This window comes from Thalassospira sp. Z349TD_5, from assembly GCF_056173045.1.
Genome location: NZ_CM149654.1, coordinates 4,545,625 through 4,569,959, shown reverse-complemented (window position 1 = coordinate 4,569,959; position 24,335 = coordinate 4,545,625). Strand labels below are relative to the sequence as shown.

Sequence of the window (24,335 nt, the reverse complement as noted above, 5' to 3'; positions counted from 1 at the left end):
TAATTTGTCACACAATTACAAAAAGAGCGGCACCTCTCGGCACCGCCCTGTAATAATGACAGTATCTTGCTGTGACGGTGCGTCTTACCGCGCAAGAACTTCCGCAGCTTTGCGTGTACGTTCGACCGAAGCCCCGACGGCACTCGACATGCTCGTGATATCGGAAATACTGGTCGAGAGTGTTTCAACAGCAACAGCCATTGTCTGCATGTTCTGCGACACGCCGTCTGTAACCGCCGTTTGTTCCTCAACCGCAGAAGCAATACTGGTGACACTGTCACGAGAAATTTCAATTGAACCGCTGATTTTTTCCAACACCTCAACGACCTCGTTTGAAATGCTCTGAACACCGGCGATTTCTGCAGAAATCTGATCCGTCGCCTTGGCCGCCTGGTTTGCAAGGTTCTTGACCTCGTTGGCCACGACTGCAAACCCTTTGCCTGCCTCTCCTGCACGCGCAGATTCAATCGTCGCGTTCAAGGCCAACAGATTAATCTGACCGGCAATTCCCTGAATAACTTCGACAATGTTACCCATCGAGGAAACAACTTCTGTCATGCGCTGGGTTGAACTGTTGGCATTCTGGGTTTGTTCAAACGCACGCTGGGTCTCATCACGCGATTGCATCATGCTCCGCGAGATTTCCGCAATTGATGCGGCAAGTTCTTCCGCGCTGGCTGCAACCGTCTGGACGGTCGCGGATGTCTCTTCTGCTGACGATGCGCCACTGCTTGCTGCCGCATCAAGCTGCCCGATATTTTGATCGATCTCACCAAAATTGGTATCAATCATCGTCTTGAGCTCACCCAAAAGGTTTACCTGTTCGGAAATATCGGTCGCAAATTTGACAACCTTGAACGGGTTACCGTCCTGATCAAATATCGGATTATAAGACGCCTCAATCCAGATTTCTTTTCCGCTTTTACTGATGCGCTTAAATTGCGCAGCCTGAAATTCGCCTTTGCGCAGATTTTCCCAAAACTCTTTGTATTCATGACTGTCTTTGTAGCCCGCCGCGACAAACATACTGTGATGTTTGCCAACAACTTCTTCAAGCTTATAGCCCATCACCGACAGAAAGTTCTGGTTGGCGGTCAGGATATTGCCCTGCAAATCAAACTCGATCACTGCCTGAGCACGATCAATCGCGTTCAGGGTTCCATCCTTAACCGCGTTTTCCTTTCGACGTGCGGTAATGTCGGACGCAAACTTCACCACCTTTGTCAATTTTCCACGATCATCGAAAACCGGATTATAGGTTGCCTCCAACCAGACCTTTTCCTGATCCTTGCGCACCCGCTGAAAAGCACCTGCTGCAAATTCCCCTGCACGCAGTTTGCCCCAGAACTCCTTGTAGGACGGATCACTTACAATCGATTGCGGCACAAACATTGAATGATGCTTTCCCACAATCTCGGGAAGGGTATAGCCCATCGTTTTTAAAAAGTTCTCATTCGCATCAAGGACCTTGCCATCCAGATCAAACTCAATCATGGCCATTGAACGACCAAGTGCATCCAGAAGCTGCAATCCAGCACGCCCGCGCATAGCGCGACTGTTCAAACCAAAAGCCATTGCAATTTACCCTTCGAACTTGTTCATCATTATGGATTCTGACTTGAAGCGTTGACTGAAAACACGGCGACCATCTTGTCCAAAAAACTACACCTTTGGATAAGGATGGTATATACTCATGATCGAATCAACCCAATATAGAGTTTAGCCCTGCAGCAAGCCACAGCGCAAAAGTTGCTGTATTGCTTAAAGGGTTCAAAACTCTACTTTTCCGAGAATTTGGTCAAATCCACTCAATGTGATCAATGTCACATTTTTCACCCACAATACCTGACACGATCACCGTGCAAGGACTTCTGCGGCCTCACGGGTTTTGTTGACCGATGATGCCACGGCATCGCTGGTCAAGCGGATGGATTCGAGATTGCGTGACAGGTCTTCAACCGTGCTGGCCATATCACGCATGTTCGCACTGACCCCATCGGTCACAGTCGTTTGTTCGGCCACTGCCGAGGAAATATTGGTCACATCGTTGCGCACGGTTTCGACCGAGCTACGAATGGTCCGAAGAGCACCGGCAACCTCGGCTGAAATCGACTGGATACCGGAAATTTCCTGTGAAATGTCCTCGGTCGCACGTGCGGCCTGATTGGCAAGGTTCTTGACCTCGTTGGCAACCACGGCAAATCCTTTACCCGCCTCGCCTGCACGCGCACTTTCAATCGTCGCGTTGAGCGCCAGAAGGTTGATCTGCCCGGCAATATTGCGGATGACTTCGACGATGCTGCCCATTTGATCGACCACATTTGACATGCGCTCGGTCATTTCATTTGCGGTTTCGGTCTGATCGAATGCTCGTTCGGTTTCGCTTTGCGACTGCGTCATGCTGCGCGAGATTTCCGAAATCGATGCGGCAAGTTGCTCTGCACTGGCCGCCACCGCCTGGGTGATGTCCATGGTATTGTTCGAGACATCAACGCTTTGAACAGTGCGGTGATTAAGGTCGTTGATGTTACTGTCAATCTCGGCAAAGTTTCCGTCGATCATTTGCTTAAGGTTCAAAAGCAATTTGGTCTGTTCGGTAACATCGGTGGCAAATTTAATCACCTTGATCGGATTACCAACCGCATCTAGCACCGGATTATACGTTGCCTCGATCCAGATTTCCTTACCACCCTTGCCCACACGGTTAAACTGACCCGCCTGAAACTTGCCCTGATTAAGGCTCTGCCAGAATGAGCGGTATTCCGATGTGTTCCGTAATTCCTTGGGCACAAACATGCTGTGATGCTTGCCTTTGATCTCATCAAGGCTGTAGCCCATCACCGACAGAAAGTTTTCATTGGCATTCAGGATATTGCCGTCCAGATCAAACTCAATCACCGCCTGCGACGAACTGATCGCCTCAAACACACTTTGCAAAAGTGCACGTTCATTACGACGTTCGGTAATATCGCTGGCAAACTTGACGACCTTGATCAACTTACCCTTGCCGTCAAACACCGGATTGTATGTCGATTCCAGCCAAAGCAACTGACCATTTTTGCGCTTGCGCGGGAAGGCGCCGCTTAAAAATTCACCGCTGCCGAGCTTCTTCCAGAACGACTTGTACTCAGCCGTATTGGTGATTTCTTCGGGCACAAACATCGAATGATGCTTCCCGACAATTTCGTTAAGTCCGTATCCCATAACTTTCTGGAAATTATCGTTCGCAGTCAGAATTTGACCATTCATGTCAAATTCAATACGCGCCATCGACCGGCTCAGTGCTGCAGCAACCTGTTCTTCTGCCTGCGCATGTTTACCGCTGTTTAAAAAACCAAGTGCCACTCTTAAAACCTTTCGAAATTGCGCGATCATGCGCACCTATATACTTACCTATCCTTTTGAGGGATGAGGTAAAATCATCACCACCAAGATTCATTGCCGGAACCAAAAAAATTCGCGGAATTAATTCCACGAACTCAGACTCAGGCAACATAATCGTGGCCTATTTTTGGGAGAAATTTTGCACTCGAAGACAGACCGTCTTGTTCAGGTCTCAAAGCATTTTTTGTGCTGCCAACATCAAGGGCGCAAAAATTTGCACTTTAATTCAAATACCTGCCAAAACTTTCCGTCACAAGATAATGTAGAAAAATTGCCCAATTATGGGCCCTACACCGCACCGTTATTTTCTCTTCACCATAAGATACGACGAAAGGAATAATTCGGATCAAATTTTATCAACAGCCCACTCCCAGAGCAATTGATCAGGCAAATAAGCATATACTTTTGAATAGTTCAACTGGCAATTGCGCAGGACTGATCTGCCAAGTGGTGAAATTTGGCCTTCATCATCGGATTGTTTTCGCATCAGTTGATGTTCTCAGAACGTATCCAGATGCTTAATCATAATCCTGCAATACATGGCAAAGACCCACCATTTGCAGAATATGATGTTTGACCATTATGGAAATAACAGAAAACACAGATGTCACGGACGATTTTATCGTGCCAGAACGATAGCGACCTGCGGGAGTCGCTCAACAAAACAGGGCTGTGATGATCGCGCTCCAGACATCTTGATGATGCTTTGTCAGTCGCGGAGAAACACTAGAAACTGGAACCTTACGCCGGCCATTTCACGATATAGCGGGTCAGATCAGGATGGGCTTCTTCTTCGGGGATGCACATGCCCTGTACGGACATGCCGGCGTTGATAGGAGACTTCGGATCGCCCGTCACCAACGGATGCCAATCAGGAAGGCCTTTGCCCTCGGACAGCAACCGATACCCACAGGTTGACGGCATCCACCCCAGTGTTTCGACATTTTCCTTTGAAAGCTGTACGCAATCAGGAACATGTTGTGTCCGGTTGGGGTAATCCTTGCACTGGCAAGACTCGCAATCAAGCAGGCGACACGCGACCGACGTGTAGTAGACCGCATCATCATACTCGTCCTGAAGCTTATGCAGGCAGCATTTACCACACCCATCGCACACCGATTCCCATTCTTCCTGGGTCATCTCGGCAAGTGTCTTAACTTCCCAAAATGGTTTGTTGGGTCGTGCTGCCATGTCTTTATCGGTCATTGTCTCTCTCGCATCGGCAAAGATGGCATTCAATATATTGGATGCCCTTCGCGTCCATCAAGGCCGCTGCTTATCACATCATACAAGATCGACAATAAGGGAAAATGCCCAAACGGAAAACGGGATCCTGCCCCTAAGCCCCTTGCACGCGCGCGGAAATCACGTGAAAGAAAGAACCAAACACAGAGCCCCGGACCAAACCAGCCGGCCCAAGGGCATCACCCATTGCGTTGCTCATCTGGCAGAATGGCGTGCCATCTTCCAAAAGCGTGCTGGCATAATGGAACTCATGCCCACGCAAAACTGTCCCGGCTGGGCCAAACGGTGTGGGTTGTGTCAGAACCGCCTCGCGGTAGCCCAGATGCAGCTTTCGGTCGGCAAAACTGGTTTCAACCGCCAGAAGCCCCAGCATCTCGTGACTGTGGCCATCAGCATCGATCAACTGATCACCCAGCACCATATAGCCCCCGCATTCGCCGTAAATCGTAACATTATCCTCGGCGGCCTTGCGCATTGCCGATTTGAAATGCGTTGCATGGGCCAGTTGGGCTGCAAAAAGTTCGGGATATCCGCCGGGAAGATAAATTGCGTCGGCTGACGAGTCCGGGGCTTCATCATTTAACGGGGAAAAGAAGGATAGCTCCGCCCCGGCCAGCTTCCAGCCATCCAGAAGATGAGCATAGGAAAAGGCAAATGCCATATCGCGCGCAATCGCGATACGTTGCCCCAAGGGGGGAACGTCCGCGGATGCACCGTCAACACCCGGAACATAGGGTTTTGCCAAAACTGACGGCGTTACCAATCGTCGAAAGGCCGCAAGATCAACGTCGGCGGCGATGATATCCGCCGCCCGGTCGAGAAACCCATTGAGCTCATCATGCTCACCGGCCTGCACAAGACCAAGATGACGTTCCGGCAATGTCAGGTCAGAACTGCGGCGCACGGCACCGATAATCGGAATATCAGGCAGGTATTTGGCACAGGCATCGACAATCATCTGTTTGTGGCGGTCGCTGCCAACCCGATTGAGGATTACACCGGCAATGCGGGTATCATCGCGAAACTTGGCAAACCCGGAAATCAGGGCCGCCGCAGACGCCGACTGCCCCTTCACATCCACCACCAAAACAACCGGCCAATTCATCATTGCGGCCAGATCGGCCGTTGATCCGGTGCCATTGGCGGCCCCGTCAAACAGCCCCATCACCCCTTCGCACACCACAAACGCATTTTCGTCATGCTGTTCGGCAAGCTGACGCGCAATAAGGGTGTTGATCTGATCGCGGTGCATCGCCCAGGGATCAAGGTTGATGCAACTTGTCCTGCAAGCCGCCGCCTGAAAGGCCGGATCAATATAATCAGGCCCGGTTTTGGCCGCCGCAACCGCAATCCCATGACGTTTGAGCGCACGCAGCACTGCAAGTGTAATGACGGTCTTGCCACTGTTTGACGACGGGGCGGCAATCACAACGCCGGATGTTTTGTCATACATTTAACAGTTCTTCGGCCTTCATCGCACAAACCCCCGTCTGATCTGGCTTACCCGTTGCTTTTGACCGCTTCGGTGATGCCTTTGGCCATATCTTCGGGCGCAGTACCGTAGTTAAAGTGGCGAATAAATTCACCATCGCGGCCCATCAAATAGACAAAGGATGAATGATCCATCAGATAAGAATCGGTATCTTCCGGTTCGCCTTCCGGGATCGATTTGGCGTAATAGATGCGATAAGCCTTTGCCGCCTCGGACGTTTGGGCGACTGTGCCGGTCAAACCCACCATACGATCATGGAAATGCGGGACATAGGCCCCAAGCGCGCCAATCGTATCGCGTTCCGGATCAATCGAAATAAAGATTGGGGTCACCTCGGCGGCAGTCTCTTCTGGCATCATGTCCAGTGCCGTGCCCATGACCTGTAATTCGGTCGGGCAAACATCAGGGCAGAACGTATAGCCGAAATAAATCAGCATGTATTTTCCAGCGTAATCCTGCTGGGTGACAGTATCACCGTTCTGATTGACCAGCTCAAACGGCCCACCGATGGCAGCCGCACCTGATGACTGCGTTTCTGAACCCATCATCATCAGGCGATAGGTCAAACCAATGCCGAGTACCAGCGCAATCGCCAGAATAGCCAGAAGCGTCTTTTTGCTCATGCGCCTTACCTCTTTCCGTGCATTTTTCTGTGGCCCATGCGCAGCCACGAGAAGCATTCAAAACTGTGCGGGCACTATAAATGCCCTTTGTAATCATGCAAGCATCACAACTGTGCGACAGCTCACACTTGACCAGACATCTTCAGGTTTTCAGGGATTTGCTGTTCGAAATCTGCCTAGCCAAAGGATTGTGATGCCAGAACAAACAGGATGAGTGCATTAACAATCATCAATCCGCGTCCAACAGGCACCATCAGTGCGCGAAACCGCCCGGCGGCATATTGGCCAATAAACCCGGTAACAAACATCATCGGCACCGTGCCAAAACCAAATACCGCCATCACCATGGCACCACTTGCCATACCGCCCGACGCCGCGGCCAGCACAAGCGCACCATACACCAGTCCGCAGGGGATAAACCCCAACATCAACCCCAGAAGATACCCCCGCAGCCCAAATGGTACGGCAAAAAGGGGGCGAATGCGATGACCGATCAATTGGTTCCACCAGCGCCCGCCAGTCTTGCCAGATGTTTGGGGCAACAATCCGCCCAAATGGGGTACCAGCCCCATGACCCCGAACACCAAGAAGAACACACCGGCCAGTACCAACAAGACCGGACCAATCCACCAAACCTGCACCAGAACCGACACACTATCGGCAAAAAATCCCGCCAAACCGCCCAGAACGGCATAGGTGGTGATGCGCCCGAGCTGATAGGGCACCAAAGCCGCCCCGGTCAGGCGGCGAAACTCGCTCATTTTTTCGAGGGGGAGTTGTTCCATGCGGCTGGTGACCTGGCTGATGACGAACGGTCCGCACATGCCAACACAATGGGTCACACTGCCGACCAATCCGGCAATCAATGCCGTCAAAAGCACCCCGCCATCATCTTGCAGGATTTGCGCACATTGTGCCCAGCCGCTTTCAAGGATGCGGATCAGTATTTGCTGTTCGTCCATGATCCATCCCGGTTCATTCGGTGGATATGATTGTGACAATCAGCGATACAGCCAACAAGGATATAGATCAATTCGCGACAGGGAATCGACGCAGGCTGACTACATTAGGCTCAGGACCTAGTCTTTTTGCGGATCCGCCGGGGTCGAGATTAACTCAAGAATCTGTTCGAACGGCACAGTCCGGACCTCTTTGACGTCATCTTGCGGGGACAACCAGTTCAGGCGATCGCGCAGGCCAACCACTTTACCAAGGATGCAAACCGCAGGCGGTTCAACACCCACCCGTTCGACATCGTCCGCCGCCTTGGCAAGGGTGGTAATCAAAATACCCTGTGCTGGCGTGGTGGCCTGATTAATCACCGCAAGCGGTTCATCCCCGGACCGGCCATTGGCCATCAGCTCGGCTGAAATCCGGCGCAGATGTTTCATCGCCATATACATCACCAACACCGGCGATCCTTGCGCCAGCGCGGCCCAATTGATGTTATCTGGCACATCGCCGCTTGACCCATGACCGGTGACAAAGGTCACCGATGAATTGCAATCACGGTGTGTGGTCGGAATCCCGGCATAGGCCGCACCGGCAATCCCGGCGGTAATGCCCGGCACAACCCGGAACGGCACATTATGATCGACAAGGGTCATGCCTTCTTCGCCGCCACGCCCAAAGACAAACGGATCACCGCCCTTAAGGCGCAAGACACGCAAATCTTTTTTGGCATAGTCAACAAGTTGCAGTGAAATGTCGGTTTGCTTGGACGACGGACGTCCGCCGCGTTTACCGGCGTAAACACGCTGCGCATCAGGCCGCAAAAGGTTCAGGATCCGCTCATCGACCAATGCGTCATAGACAACCACATCGGCCTGTTGCATGGCATTGACAGCATGAAGCGTCAGTAAGCCCGGATCACCCGGACCCGCCCCAACCAGCCAAACCCAACCCGGCTCAAAGACCGGAAAATCAAGACCAAGTTTAGTCATCGCGCATTACTTTTGTTCAAGGTATCTTGGCCCATCTGTGCAGGACCATCGCAAGAGGATATGTTAAACAACAATCAGACGATACATCCAACATATTTCCGAAAATTTATCGTATTATTCTAAATACAACACAGAAAAATATGTTTAATAGAAAAATTCTGTTCGCAGCATCTGCTGCCCGTGCCATCAATAAAGGGTACGGCGACGTGATTAACAGGAAAAAATCCGACTGATGGCCAGAAAACCTGATGGACCGCTGCGCAAAGGATGGACAACGGGGGCCTGTGCCACCGCCGCCACCCGTGCTGCGTGGCAGGCCATGTTGTCTGGTCAGTTTCCAAATCCGGTCACCATTACATTGCCACGCGGTGAAACACCGTCCTTTGCCTTGGTGAAGGCCGAAACCGGCGATGGCTGGGCACGGGCCAGTGTGATCAAGGATGCCGGTGATGATCCCGATGTAACCCATGGGGCGGAAATCATCGCAACCCTGCGCCACGCAAAACCTGGCAACGGCATTTCATTTCATGCTGGTGACGGGGTTGGGCGCATTACCAAACCGGGCCTTCCGTTACCCGTGGGCGAACCGGCAATCAATCCAAAACCGCGCGAAATGATGATTGGCCAAATTACTGAACTGGCCACAGAGTTTAACGTGCCCACCGATGTCGAAATCGAAATTTCCATTCCGGGCGGGCAGGAAATCGCCACCAAAACGTGGAACCCGCGCCTTGGCATTGTCGGGGGATTGTCGGTACTTGGCACAACTGGGATCGTCATCCCGTTTAGCTGCTCGGCATGGATCCATTCTATCCATCGCGGTATTGATGTCGCGCGTGCCACGGGCCGCACACATGTCGCCGGGGCCACCGGAAAAACGTCGGAAGCCGCCATTCGCACCTTTTACGACCTGCCAGACGAAGCGATCCTTGATATGGGTGATTTTGTTGGTGGCATGCTGAAATACCTGCGCAAAAATCCGGTCGAGCATATCAGCATCTGTGGGGGATTTGCCAAACTGGTCAAACTGGCCCAGGGGCATCTCGATTTGCACAGCAGCCGATCACAGGTTGATTTCGACCGATTGGCACAGACCGTAAAGCACTGCGGCGGTGACGCGATGCTGCAAGACGCCACCCGAACGGCGAATACCGCCAAACAGGTGCTGGAACAATGTCAGGCAGCAAACGTTGATATTGCAGACACGATTGCGCGCCAAGCATGCGAGTCCGCACGCGCAACACTTGATGGCGCAACTGTGGTCGAAATTGTCATCACCGATCGCGATGGTAAAATCATCGCCCGCCATAGTCCCGGTGATTTCGACACTTTCCGACCGTCTGTGAAAAACTAAAATACGTTCGGTCTGTCTATTCCGACAGACCCCGCAAAGCCCGATTTCGGGCCAAAACCAAAAAGGTCATTTCTTATGCCGCGTCACCGATCCGCCAAACGCCCGATGCACATCCTTATTTTCGGCGGAACCGGGGATGCAAACCGAATTATACGCAACCTGCAGCACGAATTTGGTCAGGATATCCGGTTACAGCTTTCGCTTGCCGGGCGGACCAGTGCACCAAGCATACCCGACGGTGTTCCCGTACGGATTGGGGGTTTTGGTGGCCCCGAAGGCATCATCGCGCATTTCAAGACTGAAAAAATCGATCTGGTCATTGATGCGACCCACCCCTATGCAACCGCAATATCAGCCAACGTTGCCAAGGCCTGCCACGCCGTTGCGATGCCCTGCATCCAGTTTCATCGACCTGCCTGGGCGAAAACGGAACAGGACAATTGGATCATCGTTAATTCGATTGAGGAGGCCGCACGTGTTTTGCCTGACCATGGCACCCGTGCACTGATTGCAAGTGGGGCGAAAAACCTGCATGCCTTTGAAGGTCTGGAAAAAACATGGCTTCTTGTCCGCACCGTTGATGCCCCGCGCGATACATTTGATCTGGCTTATGGTGAATGGCTGTTCGCACGCGGCCCCTTTAGCGTCGAAGGCGAGACCGAACTTCTCGAACGCAATGAGATTGATGTCATTGTCTGTAAGAACAGCGGTGGCAAAGCAACATTTGCAAAAATAGAAGCCGCACGTGACCTGAAAATTCCCGTTATCATGATCGCACGTCCCGGCGGGGAGCCCGTCCTGCAAGCGCCAGATGCCAAAACGGTTGTTCAAAATGTGCGAAACTTTCTTGAGCAATTCTGACCTTTTGACTTTGACCACAACCTATCAAAACCAAAACCCCGCCGAGTTGTTCGGCGGGGTTTTGGTTTATCAGGTCATCTTTGCCGGTAATCCTTACCCGACATAGCCAAACATGCGCGGCAGCCACAGCACCATGTCGGGTATGAGAACAAGCACGATCAGCGCACACAGCAACGCAAAGACGAACGGCCAGATTTCACGGATAATTTCACGCAGCGGAATGCCCGTCACGCCGTTCAAAACGAACAGCAAGATGCCATACGGCGGCGTAATCAATCCGATCATAATGTTGATGGTGATCACCACCCCGAAATGCACCAGATCAATGCCCAGCATGCTTGCCGTTGGCAAAAACAGCGGCACGACAATCAACAGCAATGTCGTGGCATCAAACAAGCACCCCAACACCAGAATGATCAAATTGATCATCAACAGGAACATCAGTGGCGACATCTGCGTCGCAGACAGACTGTCGGCAACAAGGGCTGGGATATTTTCGCTCGCCACCAGGTAATTTAGCACCAGTGCCGACGCAATGATCAGCCCGACAACGGATGTCGATTTTGCCCCGTCCAGCACCAATGCATAGAAATCTTTCCAGCTGACCGAACGGTAAAACAACCCTGCCAGAATAAGCGCATAGATGGCCGCAATCGCCGCCGCCTCGGTCGGGGTGGTGACACCACCATAAATCCCGTACAGCAAAATGACCGGCAACATAAGCGCCGGAAAGGCCCGCATGGTCAGTCGCGGTATTTTGCGCAAAGGCACGACTTCATCGCGTTTGAAATCACGTTTGCGCGCGACAATCACATTTAGCACCATCAGAACCAGCGCCATGAACAGCCCCGGCACAATTCCGGCCAAAAAAAGATACCCGATTGAAGTTCCCGATATCAGGGCATAAAGGATCATCGGGATCGACGGCGGGATAATCGGACCAATCACACTTGAGGCGGCCGTCAATGCCGCGGCATAGCCGCCGGGATACCGGTTATCACGTGTCATTAACTCAATAATGACACGTCCAATGCCCGCCGCATCGGCAATCGCCGACCCGGACATGCCCGAAAAGATCACACTGGCCAAGACATTGACATGCGCAAGCCCACCACGAAACCGCCCGACAATCGCAATGCAGAATGTCAGTAAACGATCACTGATTGTCCCGGCATTCATGAAATTGGCCGCCAGAATGAACAGTGGCACAGCGAGTAAAACATAGCTGTTAAACAGGCCGTTCAACGCCTGTTCGGCGACAAGACCAACGTCCTGCCCCGACATAAACATATAGGCAATCGATCCGGCAAAGGCCGCGATTGCGATGGGCATGCCAATTGCGCCAAGCAAAAGAAAGGCGCCAAGGCTGATGAGAAAGGCCATACTCATGCCGTTGGCTCCTTGATATCAGGCGCGTCACCGGCAATGGCGGCAAGTTCGCGATCACAACTGTCAGCCCGCATCAAACGCCACAGCGACATCACACCGCGAATGATGAGTGCGGCCATAAAGACCGGGAAAATCGCATAAACATAATCAAGGGAAATACGCGTCACCGGGGCTTTTTCAATCCGCATGAACATCACGTAATCAACAATCACCGGGAACCCGGCAATGAAGGCAACCGTGATACATCCCAGACCAAGGATCGCCATCACCCGCCGACCACGGGTCGGCGCCATTAAAAACAGCATGTTAAACGACACATGGTCATGTTCACGCAACAAGAAGGCAGACGTCCAGAACACCAACCAGATATAGAGGATAATGCACACCTCTACGGTCCAGCCCAGCGGGTTGTTCAGGACATACCGCGCAAAAATCTGCAAAAGAAAGGTCCCGAACATCGCGATGAACAATGTCACCGCGACAAGTTCGGCACCTTTTCTAAAATGTTTGCTCAGATCGGGCACGTGTCGATCACTTTACCGCGTTGATCTGATCAACAATGCCGTCCGGCCAGTCTTGCGCGAACTCGCTCTCAAGATAGGCGTCCTGCACTTTTTTACGGAATGCCGGAACGTCGGGTGCATACACCTTCAGGCCTTCACCCTTAAAGAAGTTGACCAGCGATTTTTCGTCGGCAATCCGCTTTTCATTGTTATAGGCGGTGGCAACAGCCGCGGCGTCCTGAACCTTTTCCTGCTGTTCAGCACTCAAATCGTCATAGGTTTCCTTGGCCATCGACAGGAAAATCGCATCGACCAGATGGTCAGTCAGAACAATCTGTTTGGTGACTTCATAAAACTTCACCGCCTTAACCGTCGGCAGCGGATTGTCCTGACCATCAATGGTCCCGGTCTGAAGGCCGGTATAAACTTCACCAAAGGCAAGCGGGGTCGCATCCGCGCCCAGTGCATTGCCAAGGAACAGCCATGCATCGGAACCGGGCATGCGCAATTTCACGCCATCAAGGTCATCAGGCGTGGTGATTTTCTTGTCCGAAGCAAGATTAAGCTCACGGGTGCCAAGATAGCCGACATCAAGAATTTCGATGTTCATGTCATCGGCAACCATTTTATAGAACTTCTGGCCGACTTCGCTGTTGAACACCTTTTTCTGATGGTCCGGATCGCGGATCAAGTAACCGGCGGTAAAGACCGACCATGCCGGGATCTGTTTGGCGATGTCCTGTGCGGAAATCATCGCCATATCAAGGTTGCCGCGCTGCATGGCAGCGGGCTCGGTCCCCTGTTTGAACAGGCTGGCATTCAAATGGATTTCAACATCGAACTCGCCCGGTGCGGTTTTTTCCAGCTCATCCTTGAAGACAGTCAGCATCTTTGCGTGCCAGTCCGACTCAACCGCCGGGGTCGAAATACGCAGCTTCACCGGATCGGCGGCAAAGGATGATGTCGCACTAAGAGCCAGCGTGCACAACGCGGCTGAGGCAATTTTCACAAGGCTGCGCCCTGTCAGTAACTTGGTCATTTGTTTCCTCCCTGACGGGTAAATATCTGATTTTCTACGTTATCGTTCTTATTCTTGATCGGTTGGCAGACGAGAATCAACAACATCTGCACTAACACGATACCTATTGTATAACTAACATGTTAGTGTTAGACAACTGATTACATCATAACAGCCAAAACGCCGTCCCCTTTGGCGCCAGACAGGAACGCTCCATGACCGCCCCCAGAACCGAAAAATTCGGCATCTCCGCCGCCATCACCACCCCGTTCACCCAAACCGGGGCGGTCGATACCGCACTGCTGTGCGCGCATGCGAAATCTGTTCTTGATCAGGGATGCGCATCAGTAACGCTTGGCGGCACCACCGGCGAAGGTCCGTCACTGTCATTGAGTGAAACAATTCCGGCGTACAAGGCACTGACCGCCGCATCGATTGATCCGTCCAAGATCGTTTTTGGCATTCTGCAATCGGCCCTGCCCGATGCCATTGAGGCCGCACGTCAGGTATCGTCGCTGGGCTGCAAATACATACTGGTTGCCCCACCCTATTATTTCAAAGGGGTCAGTGACGCAGGACAGGTCGCCTGGTTTGATCAGTTTTTGACCGCAATCAGCGACACCGGATTGAACGTCATTTTGTATCATATCCCACAAATGACAGCCGCTCCGATCACCCCGGACATGGTGGGTGCCATTATCAAAGCCCATCCATCGATGATTGCCGGGGTTAAGGACTCATCTGGTGACTGGGACAATGCCATGACCCTGCTCGACCGGTTTTCTGATCGTCATATCCTGATTGGCGATGAGCGCATGCTTGGAGCCGCGATCAAACGCGGCGCATCGGGGGCCATCTGTGGTGTTGCCAATATTGCACCGGGCCTTCTGATCCCGCTTCTCGATGGCAAGGAACCTGATAAAAACCTGACCCCGCTTGTCAATGCGCTGCTGGAATATCCGGTGACCCCGGTGATCAAGGCCCTTGTTGCGCATGTCACAGATACGCCTGCATGGCGACGCGTGCGCGCGCCGCTTGTCGAACTCGATCAGGGGCAGTATGAGTTGATAACAAACACCTATAATCGCCTGTTCGAACCCGGGAACGATTGATGAATGACGCCAAACGGCAGCCGCTAAGACAAAGCAGACGCAGTGAAGCCTATGACAGCTTCACTGAACATCTGTTGGCCCGCAATATTCGACCAGGCCAGTTTATCTCCCAGCGTGAGCTGGTCGAGATTACCGGCATGCCGCTTGGCGCCATTCGCGAACTGATCCCCCGGCTTGAGACCGATGGCCTGATCACCACCGTCCCCCAACGCGGGATGCAGGTCGCCCATATCGACCTTGATCTTGTCCGCAATGCCTTTCAGCTGCGCATTTTTCTTGAGCTTGAAGCCGCACGGATGTTCACCGTTCAGGCCAGTGACGAGACGCTTGCGACCTTACGCAAGGAACATGAAGACGTCCTGAAAGCGGCGGAAAGCGGCATTACCACCGAGCTTCTTGAACATGCCCAAAACGTTCAACTGGTCCCTGCATGACCAGATAATCGATGCGCTTGATAACGAAATCATTTCAAAGATTTACAAGGTCAATTCCGTCAAGATCCGCCTGATCCGACAGGAAAGATTCCGTCTGACCGAAAACCTTTTGCAAGACGTGATGACCGACCATCTGGCGATCATTGCCGCCTTTGAAACCCGCGACCCGGAACAGGCCGCCACCAGCCTGCGCCAGCATCTTGAAAATGCGCGCGGACGTGCTCTTGGTCTTGGCGACCGGTAAGCCAAAAACCGGTTATCCCGTTTTCCCAAACAAAAACCGGCCGGAACAACGTTCCGACCGGCTTGCGCCATCCAATGGATGGAAAGTTCGATGCCAGCGGTTAAACGAAACGACGGAACTCGCCCGATTTACGCGGCGGGCAGAAACGTTTCAAATAGGTCGGCGCAATGGCCTCAACACTATTTGGCGTAATGCCAAGTTCAGCAAAGCCGTCTGATCCGTCGGACACCACATTGTCGGTTTTAAGCAAACGGACCTGATCAAGCGTCAATGGCGGCACCGGCAACAACTGCAGGAAGAACGCCTTGATGGATGCCAACCAGAACGGAACCGGCATCAGAATGGCGCGCTGACGGGTGATGTGCAGCATGTCGCGCATAAGCGCCATAAACGAATAGACTTCCGGTCCGCCCAATTCATAGGTTTTGCCTGCTGATTTGCCTTCGACCAGTGCGGTCATGAAGGCATCGGCAACGTCACCGACATAAACTGGCTGGAATTTCGGACCACCATCGCCCAGCATGTCGATCTTGCCTTCGCCCAGATCAACTTTCGGCAGGCCCGGCGCCCCAATCACCGGCAACACCGGAGAGAACCGCGCAAGCGTCGCAAATTTGTTCAGGAAATTGTCGTCGTGGCCAAAGATCACCGACGGGCGGAAAATCACCGCATCTGCAAAGGCATCGCGCACTGCCTTTTCACCGGCGAGTTTGGATGTCGCGTAATTGGCACTGGTGTTTTTATCCACCCCCAAGGCCGACATATGCAAAAGCGTTTTAACGCCACATGCCTTGGATTCTTCGGCAATGCGTTTGGCAGCCTTAACGTGAACATTCAGGAAATTGTTTTTCCCGCGTTCATACAAAACACCCAGAAGGTTGATCACAGCTTCGGAACCGTCGATTGCCTCTTTGATCGAGTCTTCATTGCGCACATCGCAATAAACCGGAACCACCTGACCCAGATAGCCCATCGGTTTGAGTTTTTTCACCCGTTCAAAGCTGCGCGTCGGAACGCGGACGATAAACTCACGCTCAAGCAGACGCTTGACGATATGACGTCCGACAAATCCGGTCCCGCCAAAAACGGTTACGATACGACGATCCATGCTTGCTCTCTCCTTGCCGGTGTCATTGTCCGCGGCGAATTTCCAAGAAAGACACACCGGCGTTAGGTGCCTTCAAAACCGGGTGCGGAGGCCGGTCTGATCAAAATGGTGTCCTGTGGACACTCATATTGCCCACACATGTGACAATATGAGTGTCCACAGGCTCTTGGGTTATATACGACGCGAAACCCGCGTCAACAATGCGCTTTTGTTAATCAGCATCACCGTTGGCGGTGTTTTTTGCCAATAATTGATCATAAAGCGCCAAAAGACCGGCCTGATAGTCGGGGTAGTGCAGTTTCACACCCAACTCCTGCTTGATCCGGGTATTTACGACGCGTTTGTTATCTTCATAAAAGCTTGCCGCCATCGGGCTGAGCGTTGCGCTGGCAAAATCTTGTTCGGCGGGGGGATCAACGCCCAACAATCCACAGGCATGCGCAATCACATCCTGTGGCGGGGCGGCATCATCATCGCACACGTTATAGGCCGCGCCGCAATTGGGCTGCTTGATCGACGCCAGGACGGTCTGGGCAATGTCATGGACATGAATGCGCGAAAACACCTGACCGGTTTTGACAATCCGGCGCGCCCGCCCCGATTTCACGGTTTCAAGCGCGTTGCGTCCCGGGCCATAAATCCCGGCAAGGCGGAAACTTTGCACGCACAAGCCATGACGACGGCCAAGATCAAACCATGCCTTTTCCGCCGCAACCCGCCTGCGCCCGCGCTTGCCACTTGGCAATAATTCATCGTCTTCGGTGACTTCGCCGCCATCGCGGTCGCCATAAACACCCGTGGTCGACAAATAGCCAATCCATGTGCCTTCGGGCAGGATCGCCAGATCGCTACCATGATGGTGAATAACCGGATCTCCCATCCCGCCGGGCGGGGCAGAGACAAGAACATGGGTCACCCCTTTTAGGGCCGCACGGATATCTTCAATCGGCTGATCATCACCAAAGATAAACGGTTCAATTCCGTGCGATCGAAGCTGCGTGGCTTTATCGGGGCTCCGCGTCGTTCCGGCAATCTTCCATCCATCCTCCTGCAGGGCATCTGCGACAAGGCGGGCGGAAAATCCCATCCCGAAACAAAACAGCTTATTGGTCATAAGGGCCTCTGCGCGTTGGCATTCATATGCGGGTCTGAACCCAATGGATGGTCCGCACAGTAACGGTCCCGCACGGCCCAGACAAAACCTTTCCGGCACCTTTTGCCGCAGGCCGGAAAATCGCAATGAATAAGACAATCATTATCTTGCCGTTTTCATGCTGTTTTTTGGGCCGTCATACATTCAGGCATGGTCGTTTAGGGGCATTTTCCCCTATGCTGCATGCTGCCGACTTCGCCAGACAGGGAGCTTCTTTCACCATGGTACGACGCCCGGCTCGCAGATTTTTAAGACAGGCATCCCCGCTTTTGATTGCGGGTATGATCGCAATTGTCTTTGCGCCCGACGCCATTGCCCAGACCGAAAGCAATGGCGGCATGACCAATGAAGAAGCCCAGCAATATAAAGACTGCCTGAAACTGGCCCAGCTCAAACCTGAAGACGGTTTTGAAAGTGCGATTGCATGGCGCGACATGGGCGGCGGCGAACCCGCCCGCCATTGCGTGGCCGTATCGCTGATGTCGCTTGGCAAGTTCGAAGAAGCCGCAACCAGGCTTGATGCGCTTGCCAAGGACAGCACTGCCGACAGAGGCGTTGTGGCCGGTATGCTTGCGCAAGCCGGACAGGCATGGATGTTAGCCAACAATCTTGAATTTGCCTGGCGCGATCAAACCCGCGCCCTTGAGATTGTTAAAAACGATCCGCAACTTTGGATCGACCGGGCAATGGTGCTTGGCATGGCCGGGGAATATTGGGAATCGATTGACGATCTCAACAAGGCGCTTGATCTTGAACCCGATCAGCCAGATGCACTGATTTATCGGGCAACCGCATGGCGGATGCTTAAAAGCTATGATCTGGCAATGACCGATATCGAAAACGTCCTTGCCCAGGAACCCGGCAATGTTCAGGCCCTTTTTGAACGTGGAAACCTGCATCGCATACAGGGCGAAAACGATCTGGCGCGCCGCGATTGGTTAAATGTCATAGAAAATTCAAACGGAACCCCTGTCGCTGATGCGGCAAAAGCGAATATAGAGAAGATGGATGTTCGCACCGAATCAGAATAGGTTCGCTGCGATCTGTTTGCTTTATATGAGGTCGGCGTGACAGACCGTTCGACCATAACCGGATAACACCGGATACCTTTGGGGGCCCAAATGCGTCGCACGCTTGCCTTAACTGCCATTGCCGCGTCCATGGCACTTGTTTCTGCCACGTCTCTGGCACAGGCACGTGACCAGATCAGAATTGTCGGATCCTCGACGATCTTTCCGCTGACCACCAAGGTCGCCGAATATTTTGCCAAAACCACCAATGCCCCGGCACCTGTCGTCGAAAGCACCGGTTCTGGTGGCGGGTTCAAACTGTTTTGTGGCGGTATCGGGGAACAATATCCCGACATCGTTGATGCATCGCGCCAGATTACCGGATCGGAAACCGCGATTTGTGCGGCCAATTCGGTGAGCAACATCAGCGAGATTAAAATCGGCTATGACGGCATTGTTCTTTTGGGATCGCGCAACGCCCCGTCGATGGCGCTAAGCGCCCGTCAGCTTTTCTTAGCCCTTGCCCGGACCATTCCGGTAAAGGGGGCAAGCGTGCCCAACCCAAACGAAAAATGGTCGGACATCGACCCGTCCCTGCCGGATTTGAAAATCCGCGTGTATGGTCCGCCGCCCACCTCGGGCACCCGTGACCTGATGGGCCAGCTACTGCTTGATAAAGGCTGTGCAACCTTTTCCGATATCGCCAGTCTTGAGTCATCTGACCCCGACAGCTTCCGTCTTCTGTGCCGGACCCTGCGCGAAGACGGTGCCTATATTCAGGCCGGTGAGAATGACCGCCTTGTCATCAGCAAACTGGAAAAAGACCCGACATCCTATGGCGTGATGGGTTTTAACAATCTTGATCGCAACCGCGACAGGCTGCAGGGCATCCCGATTGACGGTATCGAACCTGATTATGACACCATCCTTGATGGCAGCTATTCCGGGTCACGTCCGCTGTATCTCTATATCAAGGACGATCATCAGCAGCTTGTTCAATCGCTTGGTGATTTTGTCTCGACCTATGTGTCGGATGCTGTGATTGGCGACGAAGGTCTTCTGGCAGACAACGGTCTGGTGCCCTTGACCGCCGATGAGCGCAAAGAAACCCATGCGCAGGCCGCAAAGTTCGCTGGCAACTAGGGTCTGAACCCAGTTGAATGCTTGAAATGGTCGCGAGGAATTTGTGCGGATATCAGGAGCATTACCGTAGCAAGGCTCGCTGCCTTGCAAGGTGATGCGACGTAATAGCCCGTGCAAATTCCTCCGATCCGAAGGACATCAGGACACTCTGCGACCTGCTGCGTCAATCCCCTTGCCCGGGGCAATACCCCGCGCGGCGAAGATTTCCTTGCATGTCGTGCTCGTTCTGATGCCATTTTAAACATTCAATTGGGTTCAGACCCTAATCGCATAACACGCACATGAATTAATACGGCCGGCCAATCAGTCCGGCCGTTTTGCCATCCAGACCTGATTGGTGGCATAGCGCGGCGGATTGCCTTTGAAATCAGAAAATTCCGATATCGAAACAAATCCGCAAAGCTCCAACATCAATCGCATTTCACTGCGATGGACCCAACGCAGATGATGCCACGCATCTTCGCGCCGAATAACATCCCCGTTGACACCGATTTCCTCAAACCGCCAATGTTCATCGAACCGCTGGGTCAGGGGATCATTGGTGCGTTCCATGGCGGTAACCCGCAAACGGCTTCCGGCCTTACCAATGCCGTCGGGCATGGGAAAAATCGGAAGTTCAACCACCTCTGGATCACCTTCGGGCAGGCAATAGCGTAAATCAGGATCGATCAGATCAAAGGCGATCACCCCACCGGGTTTGAGGTGCGCAAAAGCACGTTCAAGCGCACGGCGCTGATCATGGGCATCGGTGACTTCCTGCAAGCCGCGAAACGGAATGATGATCAACCCAAATTGCTGCCCTTGATCCCGGCCCTGATCCCGGCCCTGATCCCGGCCCTGATCCCGGCCCAGATCAAAATCACACATATTCGCATGGTGCCATGTCAGCTCAGGATATTTGGCACGCGCCTGTGCCAGCATCGCCTCGGACAGATCAAGTCCTTCGACGGAAATGCCCAATTTGGCAATGGCAGCCGTAATCCGCCCGGTTCCACAGCCAAGCTCCAGAACCTTACCCCCACCCGGCCCGACAACCTGCGAGGCGATGTTGGTATAAAACGGAATGGGATCTTCGAAAATTTTACGATCAAGATCAGCGCGAAGATCGTAACTGGCGGTATTTAGGCCACCGACAGGGTAGAATTCATCGTGATTGGATGAACCCGTCATTCAAAATCCAGCTCGGCATAATGCGGGGATGCCGGGAAACTTGCCTGCCGATCGGCCAGAATATCGCGCATCGATGGGCGGGATTTAATCCGCATATACCAATCTTTGGCACGCGGATGTTTTGACCAATTGATGTCGCCCATATAGTCGATCACTGAAATCTGTGCGGCGGCGGCAAGGTCGGCCATCGTCAAATGATCGCCCGCAAGCCAGTTGCGCCGTTCAAACAGCCAGCCGACATAATCAAGATGATACGCCGCATTGGTCCGCCCGGCACGCAGCACCTTGGTATCGGGCGTGCCGGTCGCAAAGAAGCGTTTTAGCAACTTCTCACCGAGCAAATGGTCGGTGACTTCGCGGTTAAATTTGCCATCAAACCACGCGACAAGGCGGCGGATTTCGGCACGTTCCTTGGCGTCAGAACCAAACAGTTTCAGATCGTCTGAATAGACTTCATCAAGGTATTCACAGATGACGACCGAGTCACACAGAACCAACCCGTCCTCATCCTGAAGAACCGGCACTTCGCCTGCGGGATTAAGCAACAGAAATTCGTCGCGCCGCTCCCAGACCGGCTCGGCCTTCAATTCGAAATCGAGCTTTTTCTCGGCCAAAACCAGGCGCACTTTGCGCGAAAACGGCGATAGCCAAAAATGATGTAACTGACGCATAGACGTGAAGATACCCGACCAAGGATGAACTTTTTACAAAGACCGGACTGTTGGCGCGGCTTCTTTTTTAAAGCCACCCGCGACATTCGTTTCAGTACCGGAATTTCAAATCTGTCAAACCACGCGGCACAGATTAAGTAAAGAGCTTCTCACCATTCGAACGGTGATTTTGATGCTTTTTATCCACATTGGCACCTTACCCGTGCAAAGAAGCCTATCTGCCCCGACTTTTGGCCAGTTCCAGCATCCCGTTAAGATCAAGACAGGCTTCCAGATGATCGGCCAATTCATCAAGGCTGGCATCAATCGACGCTTCAAAATTCATCCCGCTTGAAACACCATCGCCGCCAATATGCCCCAGATAGGCTTGGCGAAACGCATCGCTGCCAAATAGCCCGTGCAAATAACAACCCATCACCCGACCATCGGCACTGATGGCCCCATCAAGAACCCCGTCCGATGGGCCCCCAAACCGCAACCAGCTGCGCGACCGATCCGGGCCATTGGTCTGCCCCATATGAATTTCATAGCCCCAAAGGGCGATATTTGGCGCTATGCCCCGATCATCGCCGACCGTCACCGCCTCAGTCTTGCGAAGGGTTTTATCCCCGGCCATCACCGTTTCAATGTCAAGCAGACCCAAACCGGTTTCACTGCCCGGCTCTCCCTCAACCCCGTCCGGGTCATGCACCATCCGGCCCAGCATCTGATAGCCGCCACAAATCCCGATCACATGCCCACCGCGACGATAATGGGCGGCAATGTCCACATCCCAGCCCTGATCTTTCAAGAATCTCAAATCAGCCAATGTCGATTTGCTGCCCGGCAAAACCACCAGATCACAATCACCGGGGATCACTTGGCCCGGCTTGATCAGCAGCAATTCAACCCCATCTTCCGCCGCCAGCGGGTCAAGATCATCAAAATTGGCAATGCGGGGCAAATGCGGAACGGCAATGCGCATGCGTGCATCACCATTGCTATCACGGTGATATTTGCCTGCATTTTCCAGCGCAACACCATCCTCAGCCGGCAGTTTATATGCCCCCGGCCAATATGTTGCGATACCGTAACTTTTGAGATTTCCGTGCTTGGCAATGATGTCGGTTGCCGGTTCAAACAGGGACACATCACCGCGAAACTTGTTAATCACATAGCCCTTAAGCCACCGGCGATCGTCCGCAGACAAAAGCGCATATGTCCCGACAATCGATGCAATTACGCCGCCCCGGTCAATGTCGCCGACCAGAATAACCGGAATTTCCGCCGCCTCGGCAAAGCCCATATTGGCAATGTCGGATGTCCGCAAATTGACCTCGGCCGGTGATCCGGCCCCCTCAACCAGCACCAGATCGGCATCGGCTGCCATGATCTCGAAACTTTCAAGAACCTTGGGCAGCAAGTCACGTTTTAGTCGGTAATAGTCGCGCGCCTTGGCCGTGGTCAGGACCTTGCCCTGTACCACGACCTGCGCGCCAATATCTGATTGGGGTTTGAGCAACACCGGGTTCATATGCACCGTGGTTGCCACCCCGGCGGCGCGCGCCTGAAGCGCCTGTGCACGGCCAATCTCCCCGCCATCATCGGTAACGGCGGCATTGTTGGACATGTTTTGCGGTTTGAACGGGCGCACGCGCAATCCACGCCTGGCATAGGCCCGGCAAAGCCCCGCCACCAGCAAGGATTTCCCGACGTCCGAGCCGGTACCTTGTAACATCAGGGCAGGGACAGATCGCACAGTCATTCCGGTTTCAAAACTTTCATGCAAACAGGCTTACATATAGCCATCATCAACCGGCAAAACGCGCCGTCCCTTTGATGGGATCGCAATCAGAACTCAACACCAATCTGCGCCTTGATGCCTTGTTCGCGGAACGGATGCTTGATCATGGTCATTTCCGTCACCAGATCGGCGGCTTCAATCAGGGTGTCTGGCGCATTGCGCCCGGTCAGAACCACATGCTGATCAGGAAGCTTTTCGGCCAAAGCCCCCAAAACATCCTCAAGCGGTAAGAAATCATAGCGCAGCACGATGTTGATCTCATCAAGGATCACCATCGAGAAGCTGGGATCACGCATCATTTCCAACGCCTTGTTCCATGCATCACGCGCAAGCGAAATGTCCTGTGCCCGGTTTTGGGTTTCCCAGGTAAAACCCGCACCCATGGCATGAAATTCACAAAGCTCAGGGAATTTTTTCAGCAGTTTGGCCTCGCCGGTTTCCCAGCCGCCCTTGATAAACTGAACCACGCCAACCTTCATGTCATGCCCGACACAGCGCATCGCCATGCCAAAGGCGGAAGATGACTTTCCCTTGCCCTTGCCGGTATGGACAATGATCAGACCCTTTTTATCAATCTTCTGGGCCATCATCTTGTCGCGCGCAGCCTTGATTTTCTTCATCTTTTCGTCATGGCGCGCATTAACGTCCACGTCTGGCTGGGTCTTGTCGGTCATGGTTTTATGCCTTTGTCTTTT

The 24,335-nt window shown here is 53.0% G+C and carries 23 protein-coding genes; 7 read left to right on the top strand and 16 right to left on the bottom strand.

The features are described 5' to 3' along the window. Positions 1–84: 84 nt before the first annotated feature. The 7 genes from AC0VXT_RS21060 to cobA form a co-directional block, all read right to left on the bottom strand. Positions 85–1,575 carry a methyl-accepting chemotaxis protein gene (locus AC0VXT_RS21060; RefSeq protein WP_475546962.1) on the bottom strand — a complete coding sequence of 497 codons (1,491 nt, stop codon included), beginning with the start codon at positions 1,573–1,575 and terminating at the stop codon, positions 85–87. Between the two features lie 279 nt (positions 1,576–1,854). Beyond that, positions 1,855–3,345: a methyl-accepting chemotaxis protein gene (locus AC0VXT_RS21055; protein WP_475546961.1), complete on the bottom strand. Its 1,491-nt coding sequence runs from the start codon at positions 3,343–3,345 to the stop codon at positions 1,855–1,857. 780 nt (positions 3,346–4,125) lie between these two features. After that, positions 4,126–4,590: a YcgN family cysteine cluster protein gene (locus AC0VXT_RS21050; RefSeq protein WP_475546960.1), complete on the bottom strand. Its 465-nt coding sequence runs from the start codon at positions 4,588–4,590 to the stop codon at positions 4,126–4,128. A 133-nt stretch (positions 4,591–4,723) separates the two neighbouring features. Beyond that, positions 4,724–6,082, bottom strand: coding sequence for a cobyrinate a,c-diamide synthase (locus AC0VXT_RS21045; RefSeq protein WP_475546959.1), 1,359 nt, complete (start codon positions 6,080–6,082; stop codon positions 4,724–4,726). Positions 6,083–6,129: 47 nt separating this feature from the next. After that, positions 6,130–6,744, bottom strand: coding sequence for an SCO family protein (locus AC0VXT_RS21040; protein ID WP_101301229.1), 615 nt, complete (start codon positions 6,742–6,744; stop codon positions 6,130–6,132). Between the two features lie 176 nt (positions 6,745–6,920). Further along, positions 6,921–7,706 (bottom strand): sulfite exporter TauE/SafE family protein, encoded by a 786-nt coding sequence (locus tag AC0VXT_RS21035; protein ID WP_475546958.1) that lies wholly within the window; start codon positions 7,704–7,706, stop codon positions 6,921–6,923. A gap of 117 nt (positions 7,707–7,823) precedes the next feature. Beyond that, a complete protein-coding gene (gene cobA / locus AC0VXT_RS21030) occupies positions 7,824–8,687 on the bottom strand; it encodes a uroporphyrinogen-III C-methyltransferase (RefSeq protein WP_475546957.1) in 864 nt (287 codons plus the stop codon). A 232-nt stretch (positions 8,688–8,919) separates the two neighbouring features. Between cobA and AC0VXT_RS21025 the strand changes: the two genes are divergently transcribed. Continuing rightward, positions 8,920–10,041, top strand: coding sequence for a cobalt-precorrin-5B (C(1))-methyltransferase (locus AC0VXT_RS21025; protein ID WP_475546956.1), 1,122 nt, complete (start codon positions 8,920–8,922; stop codon positions 10,039–10,041). A 75-nt stretch (positions 10,042–10,116) separates the two neighbouring features. Further along, positions 10,117–10,902 (top strand): cobalt-precorrin-6A reductase, encoded by a 786-nt coding sequence (locus AC0VXT_RS21020; RefSeq protein ID WP_475546955.1) that lies wholly within the window; start codon positions 10,117–10,119, stop codon positions 10,900–10,902. A 93-nt stretch (positions 10,903–10,995) separates the two neighbouring features. Here AC0VXT_RS21020 and AC0VXT_RS21015 read toward each other — a convergent pair whose 3' ends face one another. The 3 genes from AC0VXT_RS21015 to AC0VXT_RS21005 are packed head-to-tail and all read right to left on the bottom strand — an operon-like array spanning position 10,996 to position 13,833. Next, complete coding sequence (locus AC0VXT_RS21015; RefSeq protein ID WP_475546954.1) at positions 10,996–12,291, bottom strand: TRAP transporter large permease; 1,296 nt, start codon at positions 12,289–12,291, stop codon at positions 10,996–10,998. Further along, a complete protein-coding gene (locus AC0VXT_RS21010) occupies positions 12,288–12,815 on the bottom strand; it encodes a TRAP transporter small permease (protein ID WP_475546953.1) in 528 nt (175 codons plus the stop codon). Before AC0VXT_RS21010 ends, AC0VXT_RS21015 begins: the two co-directional genes overlap by 4 nt. A 7-nt stretch (positions 12,816–12,822) precedes the next feature. Further along, positions 12,823–13,833 carry a sialic acid TRAP transporter substrate-binding protein SiaP gene (locus AC0VXT_RS21005; RefSeq protein ID WP_475546952.1) on the bottom strand — a complete coding sequence of 337 codons (1,011 nt, stop codon included), beginning with the start codon at positions 13,831–13,833 and terminating at the stop codon, positions 12,823–12,825. A gap of 194 nt (positions 13,834–14,027) precedes the next feature. Between AC0VXT_RS21005 and AC0VXT_RS21000 the strand changes: the two genes are divergently transcribed. From AC0VXT_RS21000 to AC0VXT_RS20990, 3 genes are read left to right on the top strand one after another with little or no spacing between them, the layout of a single operon-like run. Continuing rightward, positions 14,028–14,924, top strand: coding sequence for a dihydrodipicolinate synthase family protein (locus tag AC0VXT_RS21000; protein ID WP_475546951.1), 897 nt, complete (start codon positions 14,028–14,030; stop codon positions 14,922–14,924). Next, positions 14,924–15,358 (top strand): GntR family transcriptional regulator, encoded by a 435-nt coding sequence (locus AC0VXT_RS20995; protein ID WP_475546950.1) that lies wholly within the window; start codon positions 14,924–14,926, stop codon positions 15,356–15,358. Before AC0VXT_RS21000 ends, AC0VXT_RS20995 begins: the two co-directional genes overlap by 1 nt. Continuing rightward, complete coding sequence (locus AC0VXT_RS20990) at positions 15,327–15,602, top strand: FCD domain-containing protein (RefSeq protein ID WP_475546949.1); 276 nt, start codon at positions 15,327–15,329, stop codon at positions 15,600–15,602. The genes AC0VXT_RS20995 and AC0VXT_RS20990 overlap by 32 nt, the downstream gene beginning before the upstream one ends. Positions 15,603–15,702: 100 nt before the next feature. Here the strand turns inward: AC0VXT_RS20990 and AC0VXT_RS20985 are convergent, their stop codons facing one another. Both AC0VXT_RS20985 and AC0VXT_RS20980 read right to left on the bottom strand, forming a co-directional pair. After that, entirely contained in the window at positions 15,703–16,710 is a 1,008-nt protein-coding gene (locus AC0VXT_RS20985) for a complex I NDUFA9 subunit family protein (RefSeq protein WP_475546948.1), read from the bottom strand. A gap of 211 nt (positions 16,711–16,921) precedes the next feature. Then, positions 16,922–17,824, bottom strand: coding sequence for an SDR family oxidoreductase (locus tag AC0VXT_RS20980; RefSeq protein ID WP_475546947.1), 903 nt, complete (start codon positions 17,822–17,824; stop codon positions 16,922–16,924). Positions 17,825–18,084: 260 nt separating this feature from the next. Here AC0VXT_RS20980 and AC0VXT_RS20975 point away from each other — a divergent pair, with 260 nt between their 5' ends. Both AC0VXT_RS20975 and AC0VXT_RS20970 read left to right on the top strand, forming a co-directional pair. Beyond that, positions 18,085–18,894, top strand: a complete 810-nt coding sequence (locus AC0VXT_RS20975) for a tetratricopeptide repeat protein (protein WP_475546946.1) — start codon at positions 18,085–18,087, stop codon at positions 18,892–18,894. A 90-nt stretch (positions 18,895–18,984) separates the two neighbouring features. After that, positions 18,985–20,016 (top strand): substrate-binding domain-containing protein, encoded by a 1,032-nt coding sequence (locus AC0VXT_RS20970; protein WP_475546945.1) that lies wholly within the window; start codon positions 18,985–18,987, stop codon positions 20,014–20,016. A gap of 303 nt (positions 20,017–20,319) precedes the next feature. On the opposite strand, the gene AC0VXT_RS20965 is transcribed toward AC0VXT_RS20970, so the two are convergent. From AC0VXT_RS20965 to cobO, 4 genes are all read right to left on the bottom strand, one after another. Continuing rightward, positions 20,320–21,186 carry a class I SAM-dependent DNA methyltransferase gene (locus AC0VXT_RS20965; protein ID WP_475546944.1) on the bottom strand — a complete coding sequence of 289 codons (867 nt, stop codon included), beginning with the start codon at positions 21,184–21,186 and terminating at the stop codon, positions 20,320–20,322. Continuing rightward, positions 21,183–21,857, bottom strand: a complete 675-nt coding sequence (locus tag AC0VXT_RS20960; RefSeq protein WP_101301248.1) for a glutathione S-transferase family protein — start codon at positions 21,855–21,857, stop codon at positions 21,183–21,185. The genes AC0VXT_RS20965 and AC0VXT_RS20960 overlap by 4 nt, the downstream gene beginning before the upstream one ends. Positions 21,858–22,071: 214 nt before the next feature. Then, positions 22,072–23,601 (bottom strand): cobyric acid synthase, encoded by a 1,530-nt coding sequence (locus tag AC0VXT_RS20955; RefSeq protein WP_475546943.1) that lies wholly within the window; start codon positions 23,599–23,601, stop codon positions 22,072–22,074. An 86-nt stretch (positions 23,602–23,687) separates the two neighbouring features. Beyond that, entirely contained in the window at positions 23,688–24,314 is a 627-nt protein-coding gene (gene cobO, locus AC0VXT_RS20950) for a cob(I)yrinic acid a,c-diamide adenosyltransferase (protein WP_102785672.1), read from the bottom strand. Positions 24,315–24,335: the final 21 nt, after the last annotated feature.